Origin of the sequence: Neobacillus sp. D3-1R, from assembly GCF_052180215.1 — a bacterium.
Classification (GTDB): Bacteria; Bacillota; Bacilli; order Bacillales; family Cytobacillaceae; genus Pseudoneobacillus.
Genome location: NZ_CP197471.1, coordinates 815044 through 834962 on the forward strand (window position 1 = coordinate 815044; position 19919 = coordinate 834962).

The 19919-nt window shown below is 35.2% G+C and carries 25 protein-coding genes; 23 read left to right on the forward strand and 2 right to left on the reverse strand.

Translation table 11 applies throughout. The features are described 5' to 3' along the window. Positions 1-185 precede the first annotated feature (185 nt). The 10 genes from ACSBPO_RS03945 to ACSBPO_RS03990 all read left to right on the forward strand — a co-directional run bounded on the left by ACSBPO_RS03945 (position 186) and on the right by ACSBPO_RS03990 (position 10078). Positions 186-761, forward strand: coding sequence for a TetR/AcrR family transcriptional regulator (locus ACSBPO_RS03945; protein ID WP_442598777.1), 576 nt, complete (start codon positions 186-188; stop codon positions 759-761). A gap of 108 nt (positions 762-869) precedes the next feature. Further along, a complete protein-coding gene (locus ACSBPO_RS03950; protein WP_442598778.1) occupies positions 870-2984 on the forward strand; it encodes an MMPL family transporter in 2115 nt (704 codons plus the stop codon). A 163-nt stretch (positions 2985-3147) separates the two neighbouring features. Continuing rightward, positions 3148-4839 carry a methyl-accepting chemotaxis protein gene (locus ACSBPO_RS03955; RefSeq protein WP_442598779.1) on the forward strand — a complete coding sequence of 564 codons (1692 nt, stop codon included), beginning with the start codon at positions 3148-3150 and terminating at the stop codon, positions 4837-4839. An 837-nt stretch (positions 4840-5676) separates the two neighbouring features. Beyond that, entirely contained in the window at positions 5677-6390 is a 714-nt protein-coding gene (locus ACSBPO_RS03960; RefSeq protein ID WP_442598780.1) for an MBL fold metallo-hydrolase, read from the forward strand. Positions 6391-6570: 180 nt separating this feature from the next. Continuing rightward, the gene (locus tag ACSBPO_RS03965) at positions 6571-7590 is read left to right on the forward strand and encodes a DUF3231 family protein (protein WP_442598781.1); all 1020 of its coding nucleotides are present in this window, start codon (positions 6571-6573) and stop codon (positions 7588-7590) included. Between the two features lie 233 nt (positions 7591-7823). Next, positions 7824-8039, forward strand: coding sequence for a hypothetical protein (locus tag ACSBPO_RS03970; protein WP_442598782.1), 216 nt, complete (start codon positions 7824-7826; stop codon positions 8037-8039). Then, positions 8036-8230 (forward strand): hypothetical protein, encoded by a 195-nt coding sequence (locus tag ACSBPO_RS03975; RefSeq protein WP_442598783.1) that lies wholly within the window; start codon positions 8036-8038, stop codon positions 8228-8230. Before ACSBPO_RS03970 ends, ACSBPO_RS03975 begins: the two co-directional genes overlap by 4 nt. Next, on the forward strand, positions 8205-8501 hold the full coding sequence (locus ACSBPO_RS03980) for an NUDIX domain-containing protein (RefSeq protein WP_442598784.1): 297 nt from the start codon (positions 8205-8207) through the stop codon (positions 8499-8501). Before ACSBPO_RS03975 ends, ACSBPO_RS03980 begins: the two co-directional genes overlap by 26 nt. Before the next feature lie 87 nt (positions 8502-8588). Beyond that, a complete protein-coding gene (locus tag ACSBPO_RS03985; RefSeq protein WP_442598785.1) occupies positions 8589-8924 on the forward strand; it encodes a GNAT family N-acetyltransferase in 336 nt (111 codons plus the stop codon). A 290-nt stretch (positions 8925-9214) separates the two neighbouring features. Next, the gene (locus ACSBPO_RS03990) at positions 9215-10078 is read left to right on the forward strand and encodes an aminoglycoside phosphotransferase family protein (protein WP_442598786.1); all 864 of its coding nucleotides are present in this window, start codon (positions 9215-9217) and stop codon (positions 10076-10078) included. 121 nt (positions 10079-10199) lie between these two features. Here the strand turns inward: ACSBPO_RS03990 and ACSBPO_RS03995 are convergent, their stop codons facing one another. After that, a complete protein-coding gene (locus ACSBPO_RS03995) occupies positions 10200-10445 on the reverse strand; it encodes a DUF2164 domain-containing protein (protein WP_442598787.1) in 246 nt (81 codons plus the stop codon). A 266-nt stretch (positions 10446-10711) separates the two neighbouring features. Between ACSBPO_RS03995 and ACSBPO_RS04000 the strand changes: the two genes are divergently transcribed. The 6 genes from ACSBPO_RS04000 to ACSBPO_RS04025 all read left to right on the forward strand — a co-directional run bounded on the left by ACSBPO_RS04000 (position 10712) and on the right by ACSBPO_RS04025 (position 13627). Next, a complete protein-coding gene (locus ACSBPO_RS04000; protein ID WP_442598788.1) occupies positions 10712-11296 on the forward strand; it encodes a histidine phosphatase family protein in 585 nt (194 codons plus the stop codon). A gap of 67 nt (positions 11297-11363) precedes the next feature. Beyond that, positions 11364-11723, forward strand: a complete 360-nt coding sequence (locus ACSBPO_RS04005) for a VOC family protein (protein WP_442598789.1) — start codon at positions 11364-11366, stop codon at positions 11721-11723. 58 nt (positions 11724-11781) lie between these two features. Continuing rightward, positions 11782-12195: a VOC family protein gene (locus ACSBPO_RS04010; RefSeq protein WP_442598790.1), complete on the forward strand. Its 414-nt coding sequence runs from the start codon at positions 11782-11784 to the stop codon at positions 12193-12195. Beyond that, entirely contained in the window at positions 12195-12611 is a 417-nt protein-coding gene (locus tag ACSBPO_RS04015; protein WP_442598791.1) for a VOC family protein, read from the forward strand. Before ACSBPO_RS04010 ends, ACSBPO_RS04015 begins: the two co-directional genes overlap by 1 nt. A gap of 235 nt (positions 12612-12846) precedes the next feature. Next, complete coding sequence (locus ACSBPO_RS04020) at positions 12847-13236, forward strand: hypothetical protein (protein ID WP_442598792.1); 390 nt, start codon at positions 12847-12849, stop codon at positions 13234-13236. An 88-nt stretch (positions 13237-13324) separates the two neighbouring features. Then, a complete protein-coding gene (locus ACSBPO_RS04025; protein WP_442598793.1) occupies positions 13325-13627 on the forward strand; it encodes an MTH1187 family thiamine-binding protein in 303 nt (100 codons plus the stop codon). A gap of 105 nt (positions 13628-13732) precedes the next feature. Here ACSBPO_RS04025 and ACSBPO_RS04030 read toward each other — a convergent pair whose 3' ends face one another. Then, positions 13733-13888 (reverse strand): hypothetical protein, encoded by a 156-nt coding sequence (locus ACSBPO_RS04030; RefSeq protein ID WP_442598794.1) that lies wholly within the window; start codon positions 13886-13888, stop codon positions 13733-13735. Between the two features lie 174 nt (positions 13889-14062). Between ACSBPO_RS04030 and ACSBPO_RS04035 the strand changes: the two genes are divergently transcribed. The 7 genes from ACSBPO_RS04035 (at position 14063) to ACSBPO_RS04065 (ending at position 19910) form a co-directional block, all read left to right on the forward strand. After that, on the forward strand, positions 14063-14908 hold the full coding sequence (locus ACSBPO_RS04035; protein ID WP_442598795.1) for an STAS domain-containing protein: 846 nt from the start codon (positions 14063-14065) through the stop codon (positions 14906-14908). 115 nt (positions 14909-15023) lie between these two features. Beyond that, a complete protein-coding gene (locus ACSBPO_RS04040) occupies positions 15024-15290 on the forward strand; it encodes a hypothetical protein (protein ID WP_442598796.1) in 267 nt (88 codons plus the stop codon). Between the two features lie 244 nt (positions 15291-15534). Further along, positions 15535-16290 carry an SDR family oxidoreductase gene (locus ACSBPO_RS04045; RefSeq protein WP_442598797.1) on the forward strand — a complete coding sequence of 252 codons (756 nt, stop codon included), beginning with the start codon at positions 15535-15537 and terminating at the stop codon, positions 16288-16290. A 132-nt stretch (positions 16291-16422) separates the two neighbouring features. Continuing rightward, positions 16423-17475, forward strand: coding sequence for a DUF3231 family protein (locus tag ACSBPO_RS04050; RefSeq protein WP_442598798.1), 1053 nt, complete (start codon positions 16423-16425; stop codon positions 17473-17475). Between the two features lie 141 nt (positions 17476-17616). Beyond that, complete coding sequence (locus tag ACSBPO_RS04055; protein ID WP_442598799.1) at positions 17617-18807, forward strand: SLC45 family MFS transporter; 1191 nt, start codon at positions 17617-17619, stop codon at positions 18805-18807. Positions 18808-18876: 69 nt separating this feature from the next. Then, positions 18877-19104: a hypothetical protein gene (locus tag ACSBPO_RS04060; RefSeq protein WP_442598800.1), complete on the forward strand. Its 228-nt coding sequence runs from the start codon at positions 18877-18879 to the stop codon at positions 19102-19104. A 146-nt stretch (positions 19105-19250) separates the two neighbouring features. Further along, positions 19251-19910 (forward strand): hypothetical protein, encoded by a 660-nt coding sequence (locus ACSBPO_RS04065; protein WP_442598801.1) that lies wholly within the window; start codon positions 19251-19253, stop codon positions 19908-19910. The last annotated feature ends 9 nt before the right edge of the window (positions 19911-19919 follow it).

Below are 19919 nucleotides of genomic sequence, written 5' to 3' on the forward strand. Positions count from 1 at the left end.
CTCTTTTGCTCATATATCTGACTGTTTCAGGAATATATCTGACCAAATCGGCATTATTACTAACTTTGTCACAACTATCCCCAAAAATCACAAACTAAGAATCCCCATTTTTTATATCCAACTAACCATTAACATTGTTTACCCTCATCCCTTTCCTTATAATAAGAATTGGGGTGAGCATATTTATGGCACGGGAAAGAAAGTTTTCAATCGAACAATTATTTCAAGAAACAAGAGAACTTGTCGTCCAACATGGGTATGACGGATTTTCCTTCGGTCCGCTTGCCAATCGTTTAGAAGTATCACGAGGAACTCTATATAAATATTACGAGAACAAGGAAGAGTTAATCTCAGATTTTATGATCTACGAAATGAATCAATTTCTTGTTGATCTTAAAGAAATTAATACACACGAGGGTTTTCAAGCTCAATTCGATTTTTTATTTAACTTAATGTTTAGCCATAGTACAGTTCATCAGCTATTGGGGCTCGCTCATCAGCTTCAGGCACATGCCAATGAAAAGGTTAGAACGAATATTGAGCAACTAGAAAAATCTCATCAAGTGATGTACGAACAATTAAAAAGTTTTATCCAATTAGGAAGAGAAGAAAAACTTCTAAAACCACAGCTTCCAGATATGCTTATATTAGGAATGATTTTTCAAACCATCGCTATCCCTAACCATTTTGGTATTCCAAAATCGGAATGGGTCCAATCCATTAAGGAAATTATTTGTCATGGAATGTTTATAATAAAGTAATTGACACTTTTGTCACTTTAAATGATAATGATGACTAAAGTGTCTTTTTTTTACCGAAAGTGACAAAAATGTCACATTTACAACCTATGGTTATAAGGGGGATAAATCATGCAAAGCTGGATTCAATCCATAACAGATTTTGTTTCAACGAAAAAGGGCATGTGGATAACGTTGGCCATTTGGTTTTTTGCAGCTGTCCTGATGGGAGGTCTTGCACCGAGTGCGAAGGATTATGAAGTGTCAAAGATTGATTCGCTTCCCAAAGATGCTAAGTCTATTATAGCGAAAGAAAAAGTGGATCATTACTTTAAAGACAATGATGGGGTTCCCGCATTATTGGTTTTTCAATCGAAAAAAGGGGAAATTGAACTTTCTAGTCTCATAGAATTTCTAGAAAAGGTAGAAAAAGAAAAGATTGAAGGTCTCGACCAGATCATTCCGTTAGCTTCATTGCCGCCGCAAGCGACAGCCGGTTTCTTTTCAGAGGATGGAAAAACTGCTGTTATTCCACTTTCTTTTGATTCAGCGCTAGAAACGAAAGAGCTAAGAACGGGATTAGAACAGCTTCAGAAGCTTACAGATAAGTCTACTAACCTCACGTTGAAAATTACTGGACCTGCAGGAATTGCAGTGGATTCTTTAAATCTATTTTCTAGAGCAGATATTGTACTGCTTCTTTCCACTGTCGGATTAATTTTAATTTTATTAATCGTGATATATCGTTCGCCTTTATTAGCGTTTATTCCATTACTTGCCGCTGCTTTTGTCTATGAAGTAGTAAACCAAACACTTGGATTAATGGGTAAAGCGGGATTGTTATTGAATAATCAATCCTTATCCATTATGACGATTTTGTTATTTGCCGCCGTGATTGATTATTCTTTATTTGTTTTCTCTCGTTATCGTGAAGAATTAAAGCATTACGAAAATAAATTTGATGCTATGAAATCGGCGATGAGAGAAACGGGGACACCTGTATTTTTCTCGGGAGGAACGGTTTTAGCCGCCATGCTTGTACTCTTTTTTGCAGAGTATGGTGATTATCGAAACTTTGCTCCTATATTTGGAACAACAATGGCAGTGATTATGATTGCGTCCATCACACTCGTTCCGGCGTTGTTTACCCTTTTCGGAAGAAAATCTTTCTGGCCGAAGATTCCAAAGGTAGGAGAGAAAAAAATGTCGACCAACTCCATTTGGAGCAAGGTTGGACGCATGGTTGTCAATAAGCCAGTCCTCTCTATGGCGATAGTTGGCGTTTTCTTACTTTTATCTGCAGGGAATATGTTTAATATGAAATATGAATTTGATACGATCAAATCATTTCCGAAGGATATGCCGTCGCGAGAAGGCTATGAAATTATAGAAGCAAAGTTTGAAAAAGGGGATTTGGCCCCAACAACAGTATTATTAGAGGCAAAAGAGACTATCACAGAAGAAGATCAAACAAACTTAAAAAAGGTTTTAGATGACCAGCCTCTTGTTCAAAATGTTCGCTTAAATGGTGTGGCTGAAGACGGAAAGGTCATTCAATATTCACTAACATTTGAAGAGAGTCCATACTCAGCTCAAACAATGGATGCTTTAGAAAAAATGCGTAATCAAGCGCCACAGCTCCTTAAAAAAGCGAATGTAAATGGCCAGCTATATTTTGCAGGTGAAACAGCCGTAAAAGTGGATGATCGCTCTGTCAATAATCGGGATTTGGTCGTGATTGTCTTACTTGAAACAATCTTAATTTTATTGATGCTTATTATCCTAACTAAGTCTTTAAAAATGCCAATCTATATGATGGGCACGATTTTACTTTCCTTCCTGGCAGCCGTCGGTTTAGGAATGTTCCTTAGCAGCCTATTCTTTGATATTGATTCGATCAGTAACCGTGTCCCACTTTATTCGTTTGTTTTCCTAGTAGCACTTGGGATTGATTACAATATCATCTTAATTTCCCGCTATCTTGAGGAGAAGAGAAAGCATTCCGTTAAAAAGGCGGTAGAAATTGCGGTATCGACCACAGGTGGAGTGATTTCCTCAGCTGGGATTCTCCTAGCAGCTACCTTTGCTGTTTTAATGACCCAGCCAATCCAAGTATTATTTGTGTTTGGCTTTATCGTCGCGGTAGGGATTCTCTTAGATACGTTCTTAATTAGAGGGGTATTATTACCAGCACTGATTGTTTTATTGGAAAAAGATAAATCGGTAAAAGCTGAAAGTGCAAAATAAAGATTCATCCCGCAGTCATGGTACTGCGGGTTTTTTTGTGACAAAAATAGCAATTATTAGACAAGCTTTGCTATGAACAGTCCGTTTTACCTAAAAAACTGGTGCTATTTAGCCGATATTAAAGATAAGTTTTCTAATCAACTATTTAAGGAGAGACATCACGATGAAAATGACCATAAGGAAAAAACTATTTGGTGGATTTCTGGCAGTTCTACTGATTTTAATAGGTATTTCGGGAGTTGCCTATTATGAACTAACTGCTGTAGACCAAAACTACACAAATTTAATTGAAGATAAGGCTAAAAAGCTGATTATGATTAAAGAATTGGAAGTTGCAGCAAAGAGTGAGCAAAGTGTTTTACGAGGTTACCTCATTACACGGGATGATTTATCGTTACAAAATTATGAAAAGGCAGAAGAGCAATATAAGATTACAAGCGAAAGCCTATCGAAAATAATTAAACAGCCTGAAGCTAAAAAATTATTAAAGGAACTAAACGATGTAGAGAAAGAGTTCCGTGAATTTGCAGACGAAGCGATGAAAGCTAGACAATATAATGAAACTCAAAAGTATACGAGATTAGTTTTGACTGAGGGTCGAGATATCGTCGATCGTTTTAACGCAAAAGTAACAGAACTAAGTACATTTCAGCAAAAGTTGTTAGATGATGGAAATGTTGAAACAACGGAGAAAGTGGATTCCATTAGACAACTTGTTTCAATCTTAAGTATTGTTTCCATATTACTTGCTATGGTGATTGCTTACTATATTAGTCAAATCATTTCAAAACCAGTAATTGCTATAAATCAAGCTGCTGGAAAAATTGCGGAAGGTGACTTAACTCTTGAAAGAATCAACATCAAAAATAGAGACGAAATTGGTGATTTAGCTGGGTCGTTTAACCAGATGGCTGCAAATTTAAGAGAATTAATTCAGCAGGTAAGTATTAATGCTGAACATGTTGCGGCAACCTCTGAAGAACTTTCCGCAAGTGCAGAAGAAACAAGTAAGGCTTCTGAACAAATTACTTACACTATTCAAGAGGTAGCAGCAGGTGTAGATAAGCAGTTTAAGAGTGTAGAAGAAACATCGCAAATCATTGATGATATGGTCACTGGTGTTCATCAAATTGCCAGCAGTTCTCAAGTCGTTTCCGCCACAGCGTTGGAGGCTTCTGAAAAGGCCACAGAAGGCGGACAATCGATCCAAACTGCTGTTCAACAAATGAATTCTATTAATCAAACCGTTAATGGTTTAGCAGAAGTAATAGATGGATTAGGAGCACGTTCTCACGAAATTAGTCAAATTATCGATGCGATTACAGACATTTCAGCTCAAACCAATTTATTAGCCTTAAATGCAGCCATTGAAGCGGCAAGAGCAGGGGAACATGGTCGGGGATTCTCCGTTGTCGCAGACGAGGTACGTAAGTTAGCCGAACAATCTGCCGCATCAGCCCAACAAATTTCTACTTTGATTACAGCCATCCAAGCGGAAACGGATAAAGCTGTACAGTCAATGGGTGTTGCTATACAAGAGGTTTCTGGTGGGATTAAAGTTATTCATAATGCTGGGGAGTCGTTTAATCATATTGAAAGCTCTGTAAACAAAGTAAACAATCAAATCCATGAGGTCTCGTCAGCTGCACAGCAAATGGCTGCCGGTTCCGAACAAATGGTTCAAGCAATGAAATATATTACGCAAATTGGGGAAGAAGCTGCTTCCAATACCCAAGAAGTTTCAGCAGCAACAGAAGAACAACTCGCTACAATGGAAGAAATCACCTCTTCAGCTATTTCCCTTTCTAAGATGGCAGAAGAACTGCAATTATTGATTAGAAGATTTAAAGTATAATAGAGGATGTTGAGTCAGGGTTTGTGGTGTTAAAATGAACTAGGACGTACGAATAGAAATTTGAAGCGGATACACGGGAATAAGACTTATAAAAAAAGCTCAGAGCCACTCTGAGCTTTTTTTGTCTGTTTAATGTGAGGTTTAACTTGTAAAATCAACTACTATTTAGACTGTAATTCAAGGATCAACGATTGTAGAGGGGCTAATATTTATACAATAATAAAAAGTTTTCTTAAGGAACTAACGGGAAGTTATATACAGTATGTATTTCTACCGTATTCAACGTATGTAATGATACAAAAATGACCAGATTTTTAACTTTGTGAACTTATTATATACAGGTAGTTTTTATAGTATTTAACGTTTTCAAAGATATGGAAATAGCATGTCTAGCAGGGGAAAGATACAACCTAGAAGTTTAGTGTGGAAGTGTATTCCTTCCAAACTAAACTTCTAGGCTAGTAAGCGAAAGCGCGGTAGGGATGAAGGATAGACTAGTTGCCTGATAAAATACTGCTTCAGCATTTCAGGATCAAGTGTACCCATATAGGGCTAAATCAACCCCTTAAAAAGTTGTATCTATGACTACATGTAATCAACGATAAAAGGTGCATTCTATTAACCTTTTTTTTATCGATACTGTATATAAGGGAAGGTTAGCGCTATAAGACATTAATTAATTTTAAAAGTAAAGGTAAAATTTAACATAAATAAATATTGACAAAAATATTTTTATGTGGTAAAATTAAATATTTACGCATTGTAAAAAATCCCTCTGGATGATAAATTAATCTATGTAATCAGATTTAATTTGTTTATAAATTAGGAGGAGATTGAATGAGAATCGATAAAGGATTGGCAATCTTAGAATTAAAGATCCAGGGTTTTGGATTAAATCCCACATTGATATGGGATGATGATACGGCTGTTTTAGTTGATACTGGTATGCCTGGACAATTCGAACAAATACGTCTCGCTATGAGCGAAGTCGGAGTCTCCTTTGATAAATTGAAAGCTGTAATTTTAACTCATCAGGATTTAGACCATATAGGTTCCCTCCCAGAAATACTATACCAATCCAATAACAATATAAAAGTTTACGCACATATTCTCGATAAGCCATTTATTGAAGGAACATTTCCTCTTATTAAAACTGACCCCAATCGAATGAGCGAAGAAGAATGGGCATCATTACCAGAACAAATGCAATTTCTATATAAGAATCCGCCAAAATCAAAGGTAGATAAAACATTAGAAGACGGTGAAGAACTTTCATATTGTGGTGGTATTCAAATTATTTTTACACCAGGCCACACTCCTGGTCATATTAGTCTCTATTTAAAGCAAAGCAAAACTCTTGTCGCAGGTGATGCTATGGTAGTGGCAGATGGTGTTTTACGGAGACCCATACCCCAAACGACATTGGATTTGAAAACTGCAATTGATTCTCTTGAGAAATTTTTAAACCTTGATATTGAAAATGTGATTTGTTACCACGGGGGATTATGTAATATTAAGGATAAAAAACAAATTGGAGACTTATTAAGCTAACGAAGGCATTAGTTAAACAAAAAAACGATTAGGCTGTCATTTTATGGCAGCCTAATTTAATAGTATTTAATCAACATTAAACGCTAACACATCTTTCCCAAAAAGATTTATACATTAGTGAATTGTAATTTAAATTCCAACAAAAAATAATGCCATGTGGAACATTATTAGGAGGTCACTATGGGAAACATCAACTTTACAGAATCGAATACAACCCTCACCGCATCCGAAGCCGCTAACCTCTGGAACCAATATTTGGGGGACTCTTCGTCTATTTGTATGTATACCTTTTATTATAAACATACTCAGGACAAAGAGATTCAATCTATTTTAGAATTTGCATTGCAATTGTCCAAACAGCATATAAAGAAAATCACAGATTTTTTCAATCAAGCCAATTACCCCATTCCAATTGGGTATACATTAGAGGATGATGTGAACTTCGAAGCCCCTCGAATATTTTCGAATCCATTGGTTATTTATGATTTGGAAATAATGACGATTCATGGATTAACTGCTTACAGTTTAGCCATTTCTGCCTGTGAGCGGGATGATATTAGAAATTATTATATAGAATGTTCAGCACAAACTTCAGAATTATTAAATAAACTCATCAGTTTAAGTAAATCAAGAGGGAATTTCGGTAAGTCACCCATAATTCCACCACCGAAAAACATTAAATTCGTTGAAAAAAAGGGAATGATTTCTGATTTGCTTGCAGACCCAAAACCGCTTAACGTTATGGAAATTAGTAATCTTTACTTTAATATAAAAAAGACAATGTTATTAAAGATTGGTACTATGGCTTTCAGCCAAATTGCACAAAATGATGATGTAAGGCAATTTCTTGCCAAAGCAACCGACCAATCTGATCGAAGTATAAGAAGTTTAAGTGCTTTATTGCATCAGGATAATCTTCCAACTCCACATTCTTGGGAAGCGGATGTCTTACCTATAACTACCAGTCCTTTTTCTGACAAAGTAATGATGTTTCATATAGGCTTCAAGATAAGTGCAGCTATCGCATATTATGGAGCAGCTCTAGCAACTTCTGCAAGAGCTGATGTAATCGCTATTTACGTTAAATTAATGGCGAGAACAATTAATGAAGCTAATGAATGGTTAACTTTGATGGTTAAATATCGTTGGCTAGAGCAACAACCGCAAGCGGTAGATAGAAAAGCTCTATCTCAAAGGTGATCTTCAAGGGACGTAGGTCGCCTTTTTTATACCAAAAACAGGATTGTGAAATATTGTACATAAGCTAACGAAGTGCTATTGTAGCATAAGTAAATAATTCAGAAAGCCGATAATAAACGAGTTTTTATTCTTGTTTATATCGGCTTTTTTGGTGCGAATTTCGATAAAAAACAGTTTACTTTAAAAATGATAATGGGTTTATATGGTAATCTTACATTAAGGGAGGGATAAACTTGGGTTATAAAAATGACAAAAATAAGAAAGATAAAATATGGAAAATATGGGATACCATATTCACATCGGGATTATTGTCTTTTTTTATGGACTGCCAAGAAGCTCAAAATGATGATAAGAAATTCAAGCAAATGCTATTCCAAATATCATTCGGTATTATCCTTTCAGTGATTTTGTTTACCATTGGATTTTGGATACTATTTGTCGAAGAATGAAAAATAAGTTCGATGAAGGAGACTATCAGATGGATTATATAAAAGATATGAGAAAGTATATTGGTCATGAGACCCTATTAACAGTTGGTTGCGGGATAATTAAAGAGGATAATGAACAGATACTATTGCAGCATCGCATGGATGAAGATAATTGGTGCATTCCAGGTGGTCGCAAAGAGAGAGGCTTATGAAGAAACGGGACTAAAAGTAGTAGATTTAGACCTTTTTGGTATCTACTCAGGAGAAAAATGTTTCGTGGAATATCCAAATGGAGATATGGTCTTTAGTGTTCAGATTATTTTCAAAGCCAAAGAATATATAGGTGAAATAAAACAAAAAGATGACGAAAGTAGAAGACATCGGTTCTTCAGAAAGACAGAACTTCCTTCGAACTTAAATCCGCGTCAAAAACCATTTATAGATGATTGGGCAGAAGGGAATAGAACACCAATAATAAAATAGTATTTTATAATTAATGGATCTTTGGATGGATAGATGGAGAACCTTAGCATCTGAATATCAACAATATAATAGTTAGGGGGATAGGCATTGGAACCTGACGATATAAAATTAAGACCTTTAGAGTTAGATGATTATAAGATAGCCTTGAATTGGAGTAAGGATATTCATTTTTGTATTGCTAACGGATGGCCGCAAAATAGAAGTGATGAGGAACTATCTCTATGGTGGAGTAACTGTGTGAATAATAAAAAAGAAGATTTTGTTCGAATGGGAATAGAGTTTAATGACAAGTTAATTGGTTATGCGGATTTGGCGTGTATTAAAGGTAATACTGCGGAAGTAGGAATTGCTATTGGTGAAAGTAAACTCTGGGGGAAGGGTATTGGTTATCATTCTCTTTTATGTATGGTGAATTATGCCTGAAAAAACTTGGGTATTTATCGCAGAAACAAACGAAACCAATGTGCGCTCAAGAAAAATGTTTGAGAAAATAGGCTTTAAAGAAATAAGTAAATTTGGTTATGAAGAATACTTAGGGGTGCAGACACAACTAATTCAATATAAGCTTTCTCTTTAACAAGAAATTCATCAAGAACTAAAATTTAGTTTCTTTCCATAACGAATTGATCTTATATACTAAAAATATACAAGTTTTATTAATAATTTGAATTGTTAACAAGAGGTAGGTTTATTTTAAAATGGGGGTAAGTTTGATGTTAAATCGTGTCATTCAACAATTTGGATTGCAGGTACAATCAATTAATGAGGTTGAGGACTCACATAGCTCAACCGTTTATAGATGTACGTTGTCAAATGGTGAAAATGTTTTTTTGAAAATTCCTTTTACAAAATTAAAGTTTCAAAGGGAATTGGAAGCCTATGAAATTTTAAAAGGAAATGTTTCCATTCCTGAAATGATAGATTACTGGTCTGGTGATGAGGAATGTTATGGTGCTTTTTTATTATCTGAATTAAAAGGAAAACCGTTAACATCTATGGCAACAGAAACAATAGCGTACCAAGTGGGAATCCTTCATGCTGAGATGCATTCCATACGTCCTCCTGCAGAGAAAGTGTTAACGGGTATAGATAATGAATATCCGAACTGGTCTAATTTTGTTGAACACCAATTTTATAGTTTTGCTGAAGATGTAAGGGATATTTTGGATGAACCATTATACAAAAAAGCCATTGAAAAATATGAAGAGATGAAACAGCAGCTCCCGTCTCCGGATGGACCAAGCTTTGTACATATGGATTTTCGTCCAGCCAATATTATTGTTAATGATGGTAAAGTTATAGGAATGATCGATTTTGAGAGTGTGAGATTTGGTTCAACAGAAATAGATTTCACCAAATTGTATCGCGATTTTTTAAGTTTAGATGTTAACTTCTATAAAGCCTATCAAGAAGGCTATAAAAGTATCAGACCATTAATTGACCTAGAAAATGTATTACCATTTTATCGATTTACTGATGCCTTCAATAGTATTGGATGGTGCAAACGTCGAGGAATTGAAAAAAATGCACTTTTTCTAGAAGAAAATTTAACGAGATTAAAAAAATGGTTACTCTAAAATATAGTGATTCCATTTATTCAAATTTCACTACAATAAGCTGAAAATATACAAGTTTTTATTCCTTACTTGTGTTTTCAGCTTATTATTTTGAAAAGGGAATCATCTATCCCTATAATTTTTATCTTTTGATCGGACGTTCAAGTGTTAAGATTTCATCCTCAAGAGAAGAATATTGCTGTTCAACTACATGTTTTACATCTAAGACAGCGGCGTTATAAAAGTGTGGTGCAAGCTTTTCCTTAATGAAATCTAATACTCTTTCTGCAGCAAATTCAGTTATTTCTTCATCTCTTTCTTGAGAAAAGAAATATTGAATGTCAGATATCATGAGTTCTTGTTGTTCTTTTTTTAGTTTAATAAACATTTGCGCCACTCCTTAAAAATTATTTTCCCTGTAACTATATAGTGGAAATTCAAGAAATGAAAGGCTATATTTTTATAAAAATATATGTACACGCATAAACTCTTTTATAGCAACAAATAAAAGCAACCCAATTCATATACTAATTGGACTGCTACATTTGTTGTTTTTTATTTGGGATGAAAATCTCGCAATCTAGTTTTTAAGTAAAATTGTAAAGTGGTAAAATTTAACCTAAGAAAGCTACACTTAAAATGGGGAGATGGCTCATGACTACAATAGGATTCATTAGGCATGGAATTACGGAGTGGAATGAACTTGGAAAGTCACAGGGAATCATTGATATTCCTTTAAATAGTACAGGTAAACAACAGGCAGTGGCCTTAGCTCATAGACTTGCATTAGAAGAAGAGTGGGATATGATTGCGGTTAGTCCCTTAACTCGTGCAAGGGAAACAGCACAAATCATAGCTGATAAACTAAATTTGCCAATTACGGTTATAGATGAAAGAATTCGAGAAATAAATTGTGGTCTTATTGAAGGTACAACAGAGGAAGAAAGAATTCAAAGATGGGGAACAAATTGGCGTGAACTAAATCTTGGGATGGAACCACGAGGAGATGTTTCGCAGAGAGGAATAGAATTTTTAGAAGAAATCGTTCAAAACTATCCAGGAAAGCGAATATTGGTAGTAAGTCACGGTGCCTTGATTGGTCTTACCTTACAACGGTTAATGCCAGAAACTTTTTCAAAAACCAATATGGATAATACGTCTATCACCATTCTCAAGAATATAGAAAGAAAGTGGGAATGTATTCTTTTTAATTGTACCAAACATTTAGAATTACAATAAATTAAAAGGGAATTTCTGTAATGTGTAGAATACCTTCTATAAAGTGTAATAGAAGGGAGACAACGTGATGAGTCAAGTTTGCGTTATCGGAATTTATGTACCAGATCTTCAAGAGGCCATTCATTTTTATACAAAGGTTTTAGGTTTTGAAATCAATAAACAATATGGTCCTAAAATCGTTACCCTTATGCATGGGGAGCTGCCGATTGTCTTAGAGGAATCAGAAACTTCTTCCCATAACCAAGAAAGCTATAAGCCAGGAGTGGTTTTAGCCCTAAAAACGGGAGATATTTATCAGACTGTAGAAAAATTAAAAGAACATAAAGTTTCCTTTATCATTGACGAGCCAACCTCCTGTCCTCCAGGAAAGTTTATCAGTTTCCGTGACCCTTTTGGAAATGTATTAGAGTATTTACAATTTGATTAAGAATATGTAAATAAAAAAAGGGTGACTCTTTGCCACCCTTTATTTTTTGGAGGGAGCAATGATTTTTGAAATTACCTATCAAGTAAGAGTAACTGACTTTTCAGAAGGTGAAAAATGGTATTCTACTTTACTTAATAGAAGGCCTGATTTTATTCCTCATGAGGGGTTCGCGGAGTGGGAGCTAATTCCAGGAACTTGGTTACAATTAGCAGAAGGAACACCATCTGATGGATGTGGCCCCATTCGGTTTGGGGTACCGGATATAAAGGCAGAACAGGGTCGTGTTAGAAAAGAATTATATATAGAGGATTTTGAAATATTCTCAAAGGCAGAGGTCCCAGTAAAATGGGGAACTTTTTCGGACCCGTGGGGAAATAGACTTGGCTTTTTTGAGTACATAAATAAACAGGAACAAGCTGACAGAATGAACACTATTTTAGGAAAAGTAGAAGATGAAAGGAGGAAAGTGTGATGCAAGAGAAACTTTTAAGGGTGGGAACAACCTATTTACCTGTTCAGAATGTTGATGAATCAGCCCAGTGGTATGTAACCAATTTAGGAGCTGAATTAAGTTACAAAGACAATGATAAAGCAATCATTAATTTAGCAAATCAAAGTTTCTTTTTAGTAAAGGCAAAAGACAATCAAACCTCTAATTTTCTTGATCAAGAAGGGTATGACCGTTTTTCTATCACCTTTGAAGTAAATGGATTGAATGCCTTGCAGGATTTACATAAGGAATTTCTTGAGAAAAATATAAAAGTGGGAGAAATCGAAAATAGAGGACATCAGGGAAGAAACTTTGTATTTTGGGATAAAGATGGCAACCAGTTTGATGTTTGGAGCGAATTAAGTCCAACCTTTAAAGAAAAATATAATATTTCATAAGTTTCCACATATTATGTTAGATTTGGACATCTCTTTAAATAAAGCTGTTTTCGTATAGAATGTGGTTTTCGTAAAAATCCCTAAAGCCGGATTTTTACAGGCTCTCTTAATAAGAGCTCAGCTCTTTTCTTAATTTTTCATATGAGTTTAACACCCTATATGGTGAAATGCCTACTTATTAGTTAGAAAAAGCAAAAAGTTTCAGAAAAGAGCCTTATATAAGAGGTGTTTTTTTATGTGGAAGAAACTAATTCGTTTTTTAATTATACTTTTCCTATTAACTACTTTTTATATCATTTTCCTTCAAACAAAGTCTGTTTCCTATCAAGGTGAAACGGATGATTGGACAGTAAAATACCGTGCAAAGATTGTTAGCTTGGAAACAAGTTATAATCTAAGGATTCAGTATAAAGGGAAGCATAATGTAAGTAATGTAGAAATGAATATCCATCCCTATTATGCAATGGGGACTCCGAAGTTAAACAATAATGGTACTTATACATGGAAATGTAAAGGGGAATGCAGATATATTGAAAAACATAAAGAATTGTTAGCTTTTATTAGCTGGAAAGAAAAAGGCATTCAAGAGGAGAAAATGCAATTTATTCTTTTAAAGAAAAATTGACCATCCTCTGGAGTTCCTTCCTGCCATTTCGTGTGTAGTCCATCCTTGTGTTATGATAAGAAAAAATAGGAATGCAGGAGGAAGTAAGATGGCAATTGTTGATGTTACGGTCATCCCAGTAGGAACAAGCACCCCAAGTGTAAGTGAGTATGTAGCTGAAATACAAAAGGTATTAGCAAAGCATGAAGGTGAAATTAAATATCAATTAACTCCAATGAGTACACTGATTGAAGGGGATTTAAAGGTTTTACTAGAAGTTGTTCAAGAGATTCATGAAGTCCCATTTCAAAAAGGCTTACAGCGAGTTTGTACCAACATTCGAATCGATGACAGAAGAGATAAAGTCCATTCGATGGAGAGCAAATTAAATTCAGTTCAAGCAAAATTATAAGAATAATAATGACAACCCGTTAAGTAGGTTCTGCTGTATATAATACAAAAAAAGACCAAATCACATTTCAGGATTTGGTCTTTTCTATTTCTGTTTAAACCTTTTTTATGATTTCTCTTGTTCATCCATGGGGTTGGATTCCATGTTAATTATTTGCATGGATTCTAGAGTTTTTCCATTTATAGCAGGTTGATTACTATTCGTACGTGTTTCCCATATACTATATTTAATTGTTTGGTCATTTTCTTGATTACTTGGCATATAAACACCTCCACTATTATCGTTTGTAAAATAAATTTGCCTATACAGGATCGGAAAAATAAAGAATATAGGTTTTATTACTCAGAAAAAGGGTAAATAGTAATGATTCGATAGTTTAAGAGAAGCCACACTTAATATAAACGTACTTGTGTCCAAAAAGTAGGGGGAGAAGAAATGCATCGAAATAAAGAATTATATCAATTTTTTATAGAAAAAACTTGGCAATTAACGGAAGAATGGTACGAAGCGCTAGATAAAAGTGAAGATTCTGGTGTGTATGCCTCTAATGATTCTGACATCATTCAAAATATTAAGAAGCAAAACTATGAATTTCACCAGCATTTTTGTGAGGTTTTTGTAAAAGAGGAAACGGAATTCTTTCGTGAGTTGGAAAAGTGGATTGTGAAGGTAGCCCAAGACGAAAATCATTTAAAAACCCCTATTCAATATATACTCAGAGAATTTTTTCGAACACAAGAACAATACCTCAACTTAATTATCGAATTTAGTGAAATTCATAAGGATCAATATTCCAAAAGTGAAATCGATGCCTGGCACCGAATTGTGATCAAAACGTTTAGTGAAGTCATGATTTGGTTTACAGAGGAGTATAATAATCATTCACAGAGAAGGCTTCAAGCCCAACAAGAGTTGATTATCCAATTAAGTTCACCTGTTATTTTATTAAACAAAGATGTCGCTATATTACCTCTTGTGGGAGAAATTGATACAGCACGTGCCAAGTTCATGCTAGAGAGTACATTAGAGCAATGTGCCAAACTAGGAGTAAATCAACTACTTCTTGATTTGTCCGGTGTGGTTATCATCGATACGATGGTAGCGCATCAGATTTTTCAATTAATTGAAGCTTTAAATCTTATTGGTGTGAGGACTACTCTTTCTGGGATAAGACCTGAAATAGCTCAAACAACTGTGCAATTGGGACTTTCCTTCCATAAAGTTTCGATTAAATCAACTTTATCTAAGGCTATTCACTCCATAGAGCTATCTATAGGATAACTTCATTTTGTCGCGTTTAAGCGGCTTTTTTTATTTTACAAGCTTGGGCGGGAATCTACCCTATTTGGAGGATGTAAACATACAATATGTTAATTCGTTCAAGGAGGGGAAAAGAATGGATCGACATTACCCTGGTGCTTTTATTCCTGGCCACGGCTATTATCCAATACATGTGGGCTATCCAGGCCAAGGCTATCATTATGGACACGGTACCTACAATCCAGGCCAAGGCTATCATCACGGGCATGGCACCTATCATCCAGGCCAAGGCTATCATCATGGACACGGCACTTATATTCCTGGTCATGGTTACCATCACGGACATGGTACCTATATTCCAGGTCACGGTTATCATCATGGACATGGAACGTATAAGCGATAATTTGATATCTTTAGACTAGGGACTTTTTAAGTAAAATGGAGTACTAGAAGTCAGGGCTGCCTACTAGGCAGCTGCCCTGTTTGATAGGGGGGATTTCAACCATAAGACCAATACATACAACAAATCCCAATTGTGTTATTATTAGGAATGAAAAGAACAACATTTAAGGATAGCAGATACCTCTCAAGGGTCTGCTTTTTATTATGAATAAAATGAATACGTTAGTTTAATGGAGGAATCAAGAATGAATCATTTAAAAAATAAAGTTGCCCTAATTACTGGAGTAAGCAGTGAAAGAGGGATTGGCGCTGCTATTTGTCGTAAATTAGCATCACAAGGAATAAATATATTCTTTACGCATTGGAATGCAGAAAAGGGGTGGCCGGATATTTTTCAAAAGGAGTTATCGGAGATTGGTGTTCGGTCTAATAGCTTAGAAATAGATTTATCAGAAGCGGATGCTGCTCATAAAATATTAGACAATGTAACCTCACAATTAGCCTTTCCTTCTATATTAATAAACAATGCTGCCCACTCGATAAATGATGGTTATATGAATTTAGATGCCAGGATACTTGACGACCACTACGCCGTTAATATGAGGTCTACTTTTTTATTATCCGTAGAATTTGTTAGACGTTTTGAGAAAAGGAATATGAGTGCTGGAAGAATCATTAATATGACTTCAGGTCAAGAGTTGGGACCTATGTCTGATGAATTAGCTTATGCATCAACAAAAGGAGCGATAACTGCTTTTTCTAAGTCCTTATCAGCGGGTGTGGCTCATTTAGGCATCACAGTTAATGCCATTAATCCCGGACCGACAGACACGACATGGATGACAGATGACATAAGAACACACCTTTTACCCAAATTCCCTATGGGTAGGATTGGAATGCCTGAAGATACGGCACGCTTAGCTGCATTTTTAACTAGTGAAGAAGCTGGTTGGATTACCGGACAGGTTATACATTCGGAAGGTGGGTTTTTGCGAGGGTAGTTTTTATGATATCCCATTAATATATATTTCTGTGGAAAAGCTTGGCTAGGATAGAATATTTTTTTCAAAATAGATAAAAATAAGGTAAAACACGGAAGAAGTTCTATTTCTTCTAAGCGCAAGGGGATATATATGGAAAACAAGGGACATTTGGAAGAAATACATATAAGCTCACCTAAATCAAATTTAGATGAAAAATTAACAGCAGCTGAATTAGGAAAGTTATGGGCTTCGTATATCGGGAACAGTATGTCAAAATGTATTTTACGTTATTTTTTAAAGCATGTAGATGATGAGGATATCAGAATAGTAGTCCAAAATGCCTTAAACTTATGTAATGACTTTATCAGTACCATTGAGGATATATTTCATAAGGAAGGCTGCGCAATTCCAGTGGGTTTTACAGAAGACGATGTCAATTTAGATGCTCCACGGTTATTTGAGGATGAGTTTTATGTCCATTATTTAAAATACACAGCAAAAGCAGGAATGAGTATTTATGGAGTTGCGATTCCCTTAATGTTGAGAACAGATGTAAAAGACTTTTTTATCCATTGTATAGAACGCACGATAGCATTGTTAGGTCAACTTAATGAAATCCTTTGGAAAAAAGGATTTATCGTTAAAATTCCGATTATCCCGATTCCAGAAAGAGTAGACTTTGTAAAAGATGAAGATTTTTTAAAAGGTTTTTTTGGAGATGTTCGACCATTACATGCATTAGAAATAACTCATCTGTACGATAATATTGAAAACAATACAACAAGCAAAGCGCTATTAACTGCATTTGGTCAAGTGGCAAAAATGGAAAAAGCCCGTAAGTTTTTCTTGAAGGGTGAAGAAATTACGGCAAAATCAATAGAACGTTATATGAGACAGCTGCATAATAATGATTTACCTTCACCATCCTTACTTGACCATTTAGTAACGAAATCAACCATTGCTCCTTTTTCTGATAAATTAATGATCTTTCATAAAGTAGATATGTTTTCTATGAAGATACGGGCTTTTGGAAATTCACTGGCGGTTAACGGGAGACGTGACATTGGATTAATGTATTTGAAATCTCTCACGAATATCTCTTTATTTGTGGAAGATGGGGCCAACATGTTAATCGAGCATGGGTGGATGGAACAACCGCCGGATGCGGTGGATCGACAAAGCTTATGCAAAGATCGAAGATGAGGATAGAGGGATGCTGTTCTATTCGCCTTATTCTTTCATTCGTTTATTTAAAAAGTTGATACAAGCAAAAAGGAGCGCTACTACGCATACAATAGTAGCGCTCCTTTTTTTGGGAGTAGACACCCATAAAGGAGTGTTGCAATGAAAAAAACATGGCTGCTAGGGTTTGGATTTTTTAGTATTAGTATAGGTTGGGCACTTTACAATGGCTTTGTTCCATTTTTTCTAAATAATTATTTATCAAGTACGGCATTAATTGGCTTTCTGATGACAATGGATAATTATATCGCCCTCTTTTTGCAGCCCTATATTGGGAGCCGAAGTGATCGAACGCGTAGCCGTTTTGGTCGGCGAATGCCTTATCTATTGGTTGGCATCCCTCTTGCTTCTGTCTTTTTTGCGCTTATTCCTTTTCATCAAAGTTTAGTGACGCTCATAATTTTTATGTTGTGTATGAACTTGTCTATGGCTATTTTTCGTTCCCCGACTATCGCTCTTATGCCAGATATTACGCCCGAAGCCCATCGCACGAAAGCAAACGGTATCATCAACTTCATGGGAGGGTTAGGGGCTATTTTAGCCTTTAGCGTGGGAGCATTCTTATTTAGTGTCATGGAATCCTTACCTTTTATAGCTGTTTCTATCATTTTCTTAATCGCATTGTGGGTCATTTATAAAAATATTAATGAATCAAGGGACGGAATCTCAACTAATTTTATCCAACAACCTACAATGAAATATAAAACAGAATTAAATAAGCAAACACTCTTTCTTTTAGGAGCCATTTTTTTCTGGTTCATTTCCATTCAGGGAATGGAAGCCTTATTTACACTATACGGTGTCAACGAGATAGGTTTATCTAGAAGTGCTTCTGCTTTCTCTTTAGCTTTTTTCTCTTTAAGTTTCGTTCTTTTTTCAATACCAAGTGGTTTACTAGGCGCGAAGTATGGTGAGAGAAAAGTAATTATGGTTGGGATATTAGGATTAATTATTGTCTTTATATTGTTAAGCGGTGTTCATTCAGCGTTAGCTTTAAGATCTATTCTTCTAGTTGGAGGCATGTTCTGGGCTCTTGTCAATATCAATGCATACCCATTTGTTATGGCTACCGGAAGTGAACATAGTTATGGAACACGAACGGGTTTATATTATCTAGTTTCCTCTTTAGCAGCGATCATTTCTCCCCCTACATTAGGACTCTTAATTGACTGGTTTGGTTTTGGGATTTTGTTCTATACCGCAGCAGGAAGTATGGTCCTCGCATTTTTATGTATATTAAAAGTTAAAATTAGAGCTCCCTTAGCTTCCGAAGCCAGGATTTCCAGCCCATGATTATAGATGAATAAACATTCTATTAATGCTAATTCTAAAATTAAGAATGGTTAGTAAGGAGACTAAAAAGTGAACCAATATGAAGTGACACACATGATTATTGATGATGATTTTTATGGTGAAGAATCGGTTACTGCAGAATTTAGCTATGATCATCAAGAATATAGCATTACATTTAAAAAAGAAGACCTTGAATTATTAAATGCATGGATTTTCGAAGATGGACACTCCCTTCCAGCAAAATTGACTGACAATATAATAGAAGATATAAGAGAAGAGATAAAAAAAAGAATCTAGTCTTGCTACTAGATTTTTTTTGTTGATAAAATTAAACTAAAGCAAATTAGATAAAGGATCAATTTTACATTTTTATACATATTTCTAAAAAGAAATAGTACGTTGATATTTGTTTTGTCTATTATATAAGTAATAGGGGGAGAAGTATGTTAGGAACCATAGGGGAGTTTGAGTTGCCTCTTCTTTTACCAGACTCTTTGGAAAAAAATAGGGGGACTTACCAAGCAATGATTAAGAAGGCTATGGAAAACATAAACCTTTTTGCAAAATCACGCAATTGGAATTTTTATACAAATACTTTTTTAATTAATCAAGTTGAAATTTTTTCGACAAAAGAGGATTTCGATAAAGCAGTTTGTATGGCATTTGGCTTAGAAGAAAATGTCATCATCCCAAAAACGGCGTCGGCAATTGTTGCAAATGATCATTTACTTATGGTTTCTCCAGAAGTTTACTTAGATATTTATCCCCAAGGATATGAGAGTGATTTCTATGAGAAACTGATCATCCATGAATTGGCCCATCAATTACATATTAGAATCCTTCATGGTGAAGAGGAAAAGATGGGACCAAAGTGGTTTTTTGAAGGATTTGCCATCCACACAGCCAAACAATTTCAAGATCGACCGCAACAGCTAAACAAAGACGAAATATGGGGAATTATAGAAACAGACAAAGATTCAGGTTATCAAATCTATAAAGAGGTAATAGAGTATGTATTAGAGAAAATTAATTTGCAAGATCTGGTTGAAAAAGCTGGTGAAGCAAATTTTAAAGAGTTCATTCGGTCAAAATGCTTTCTTTAAAGGAGAGTA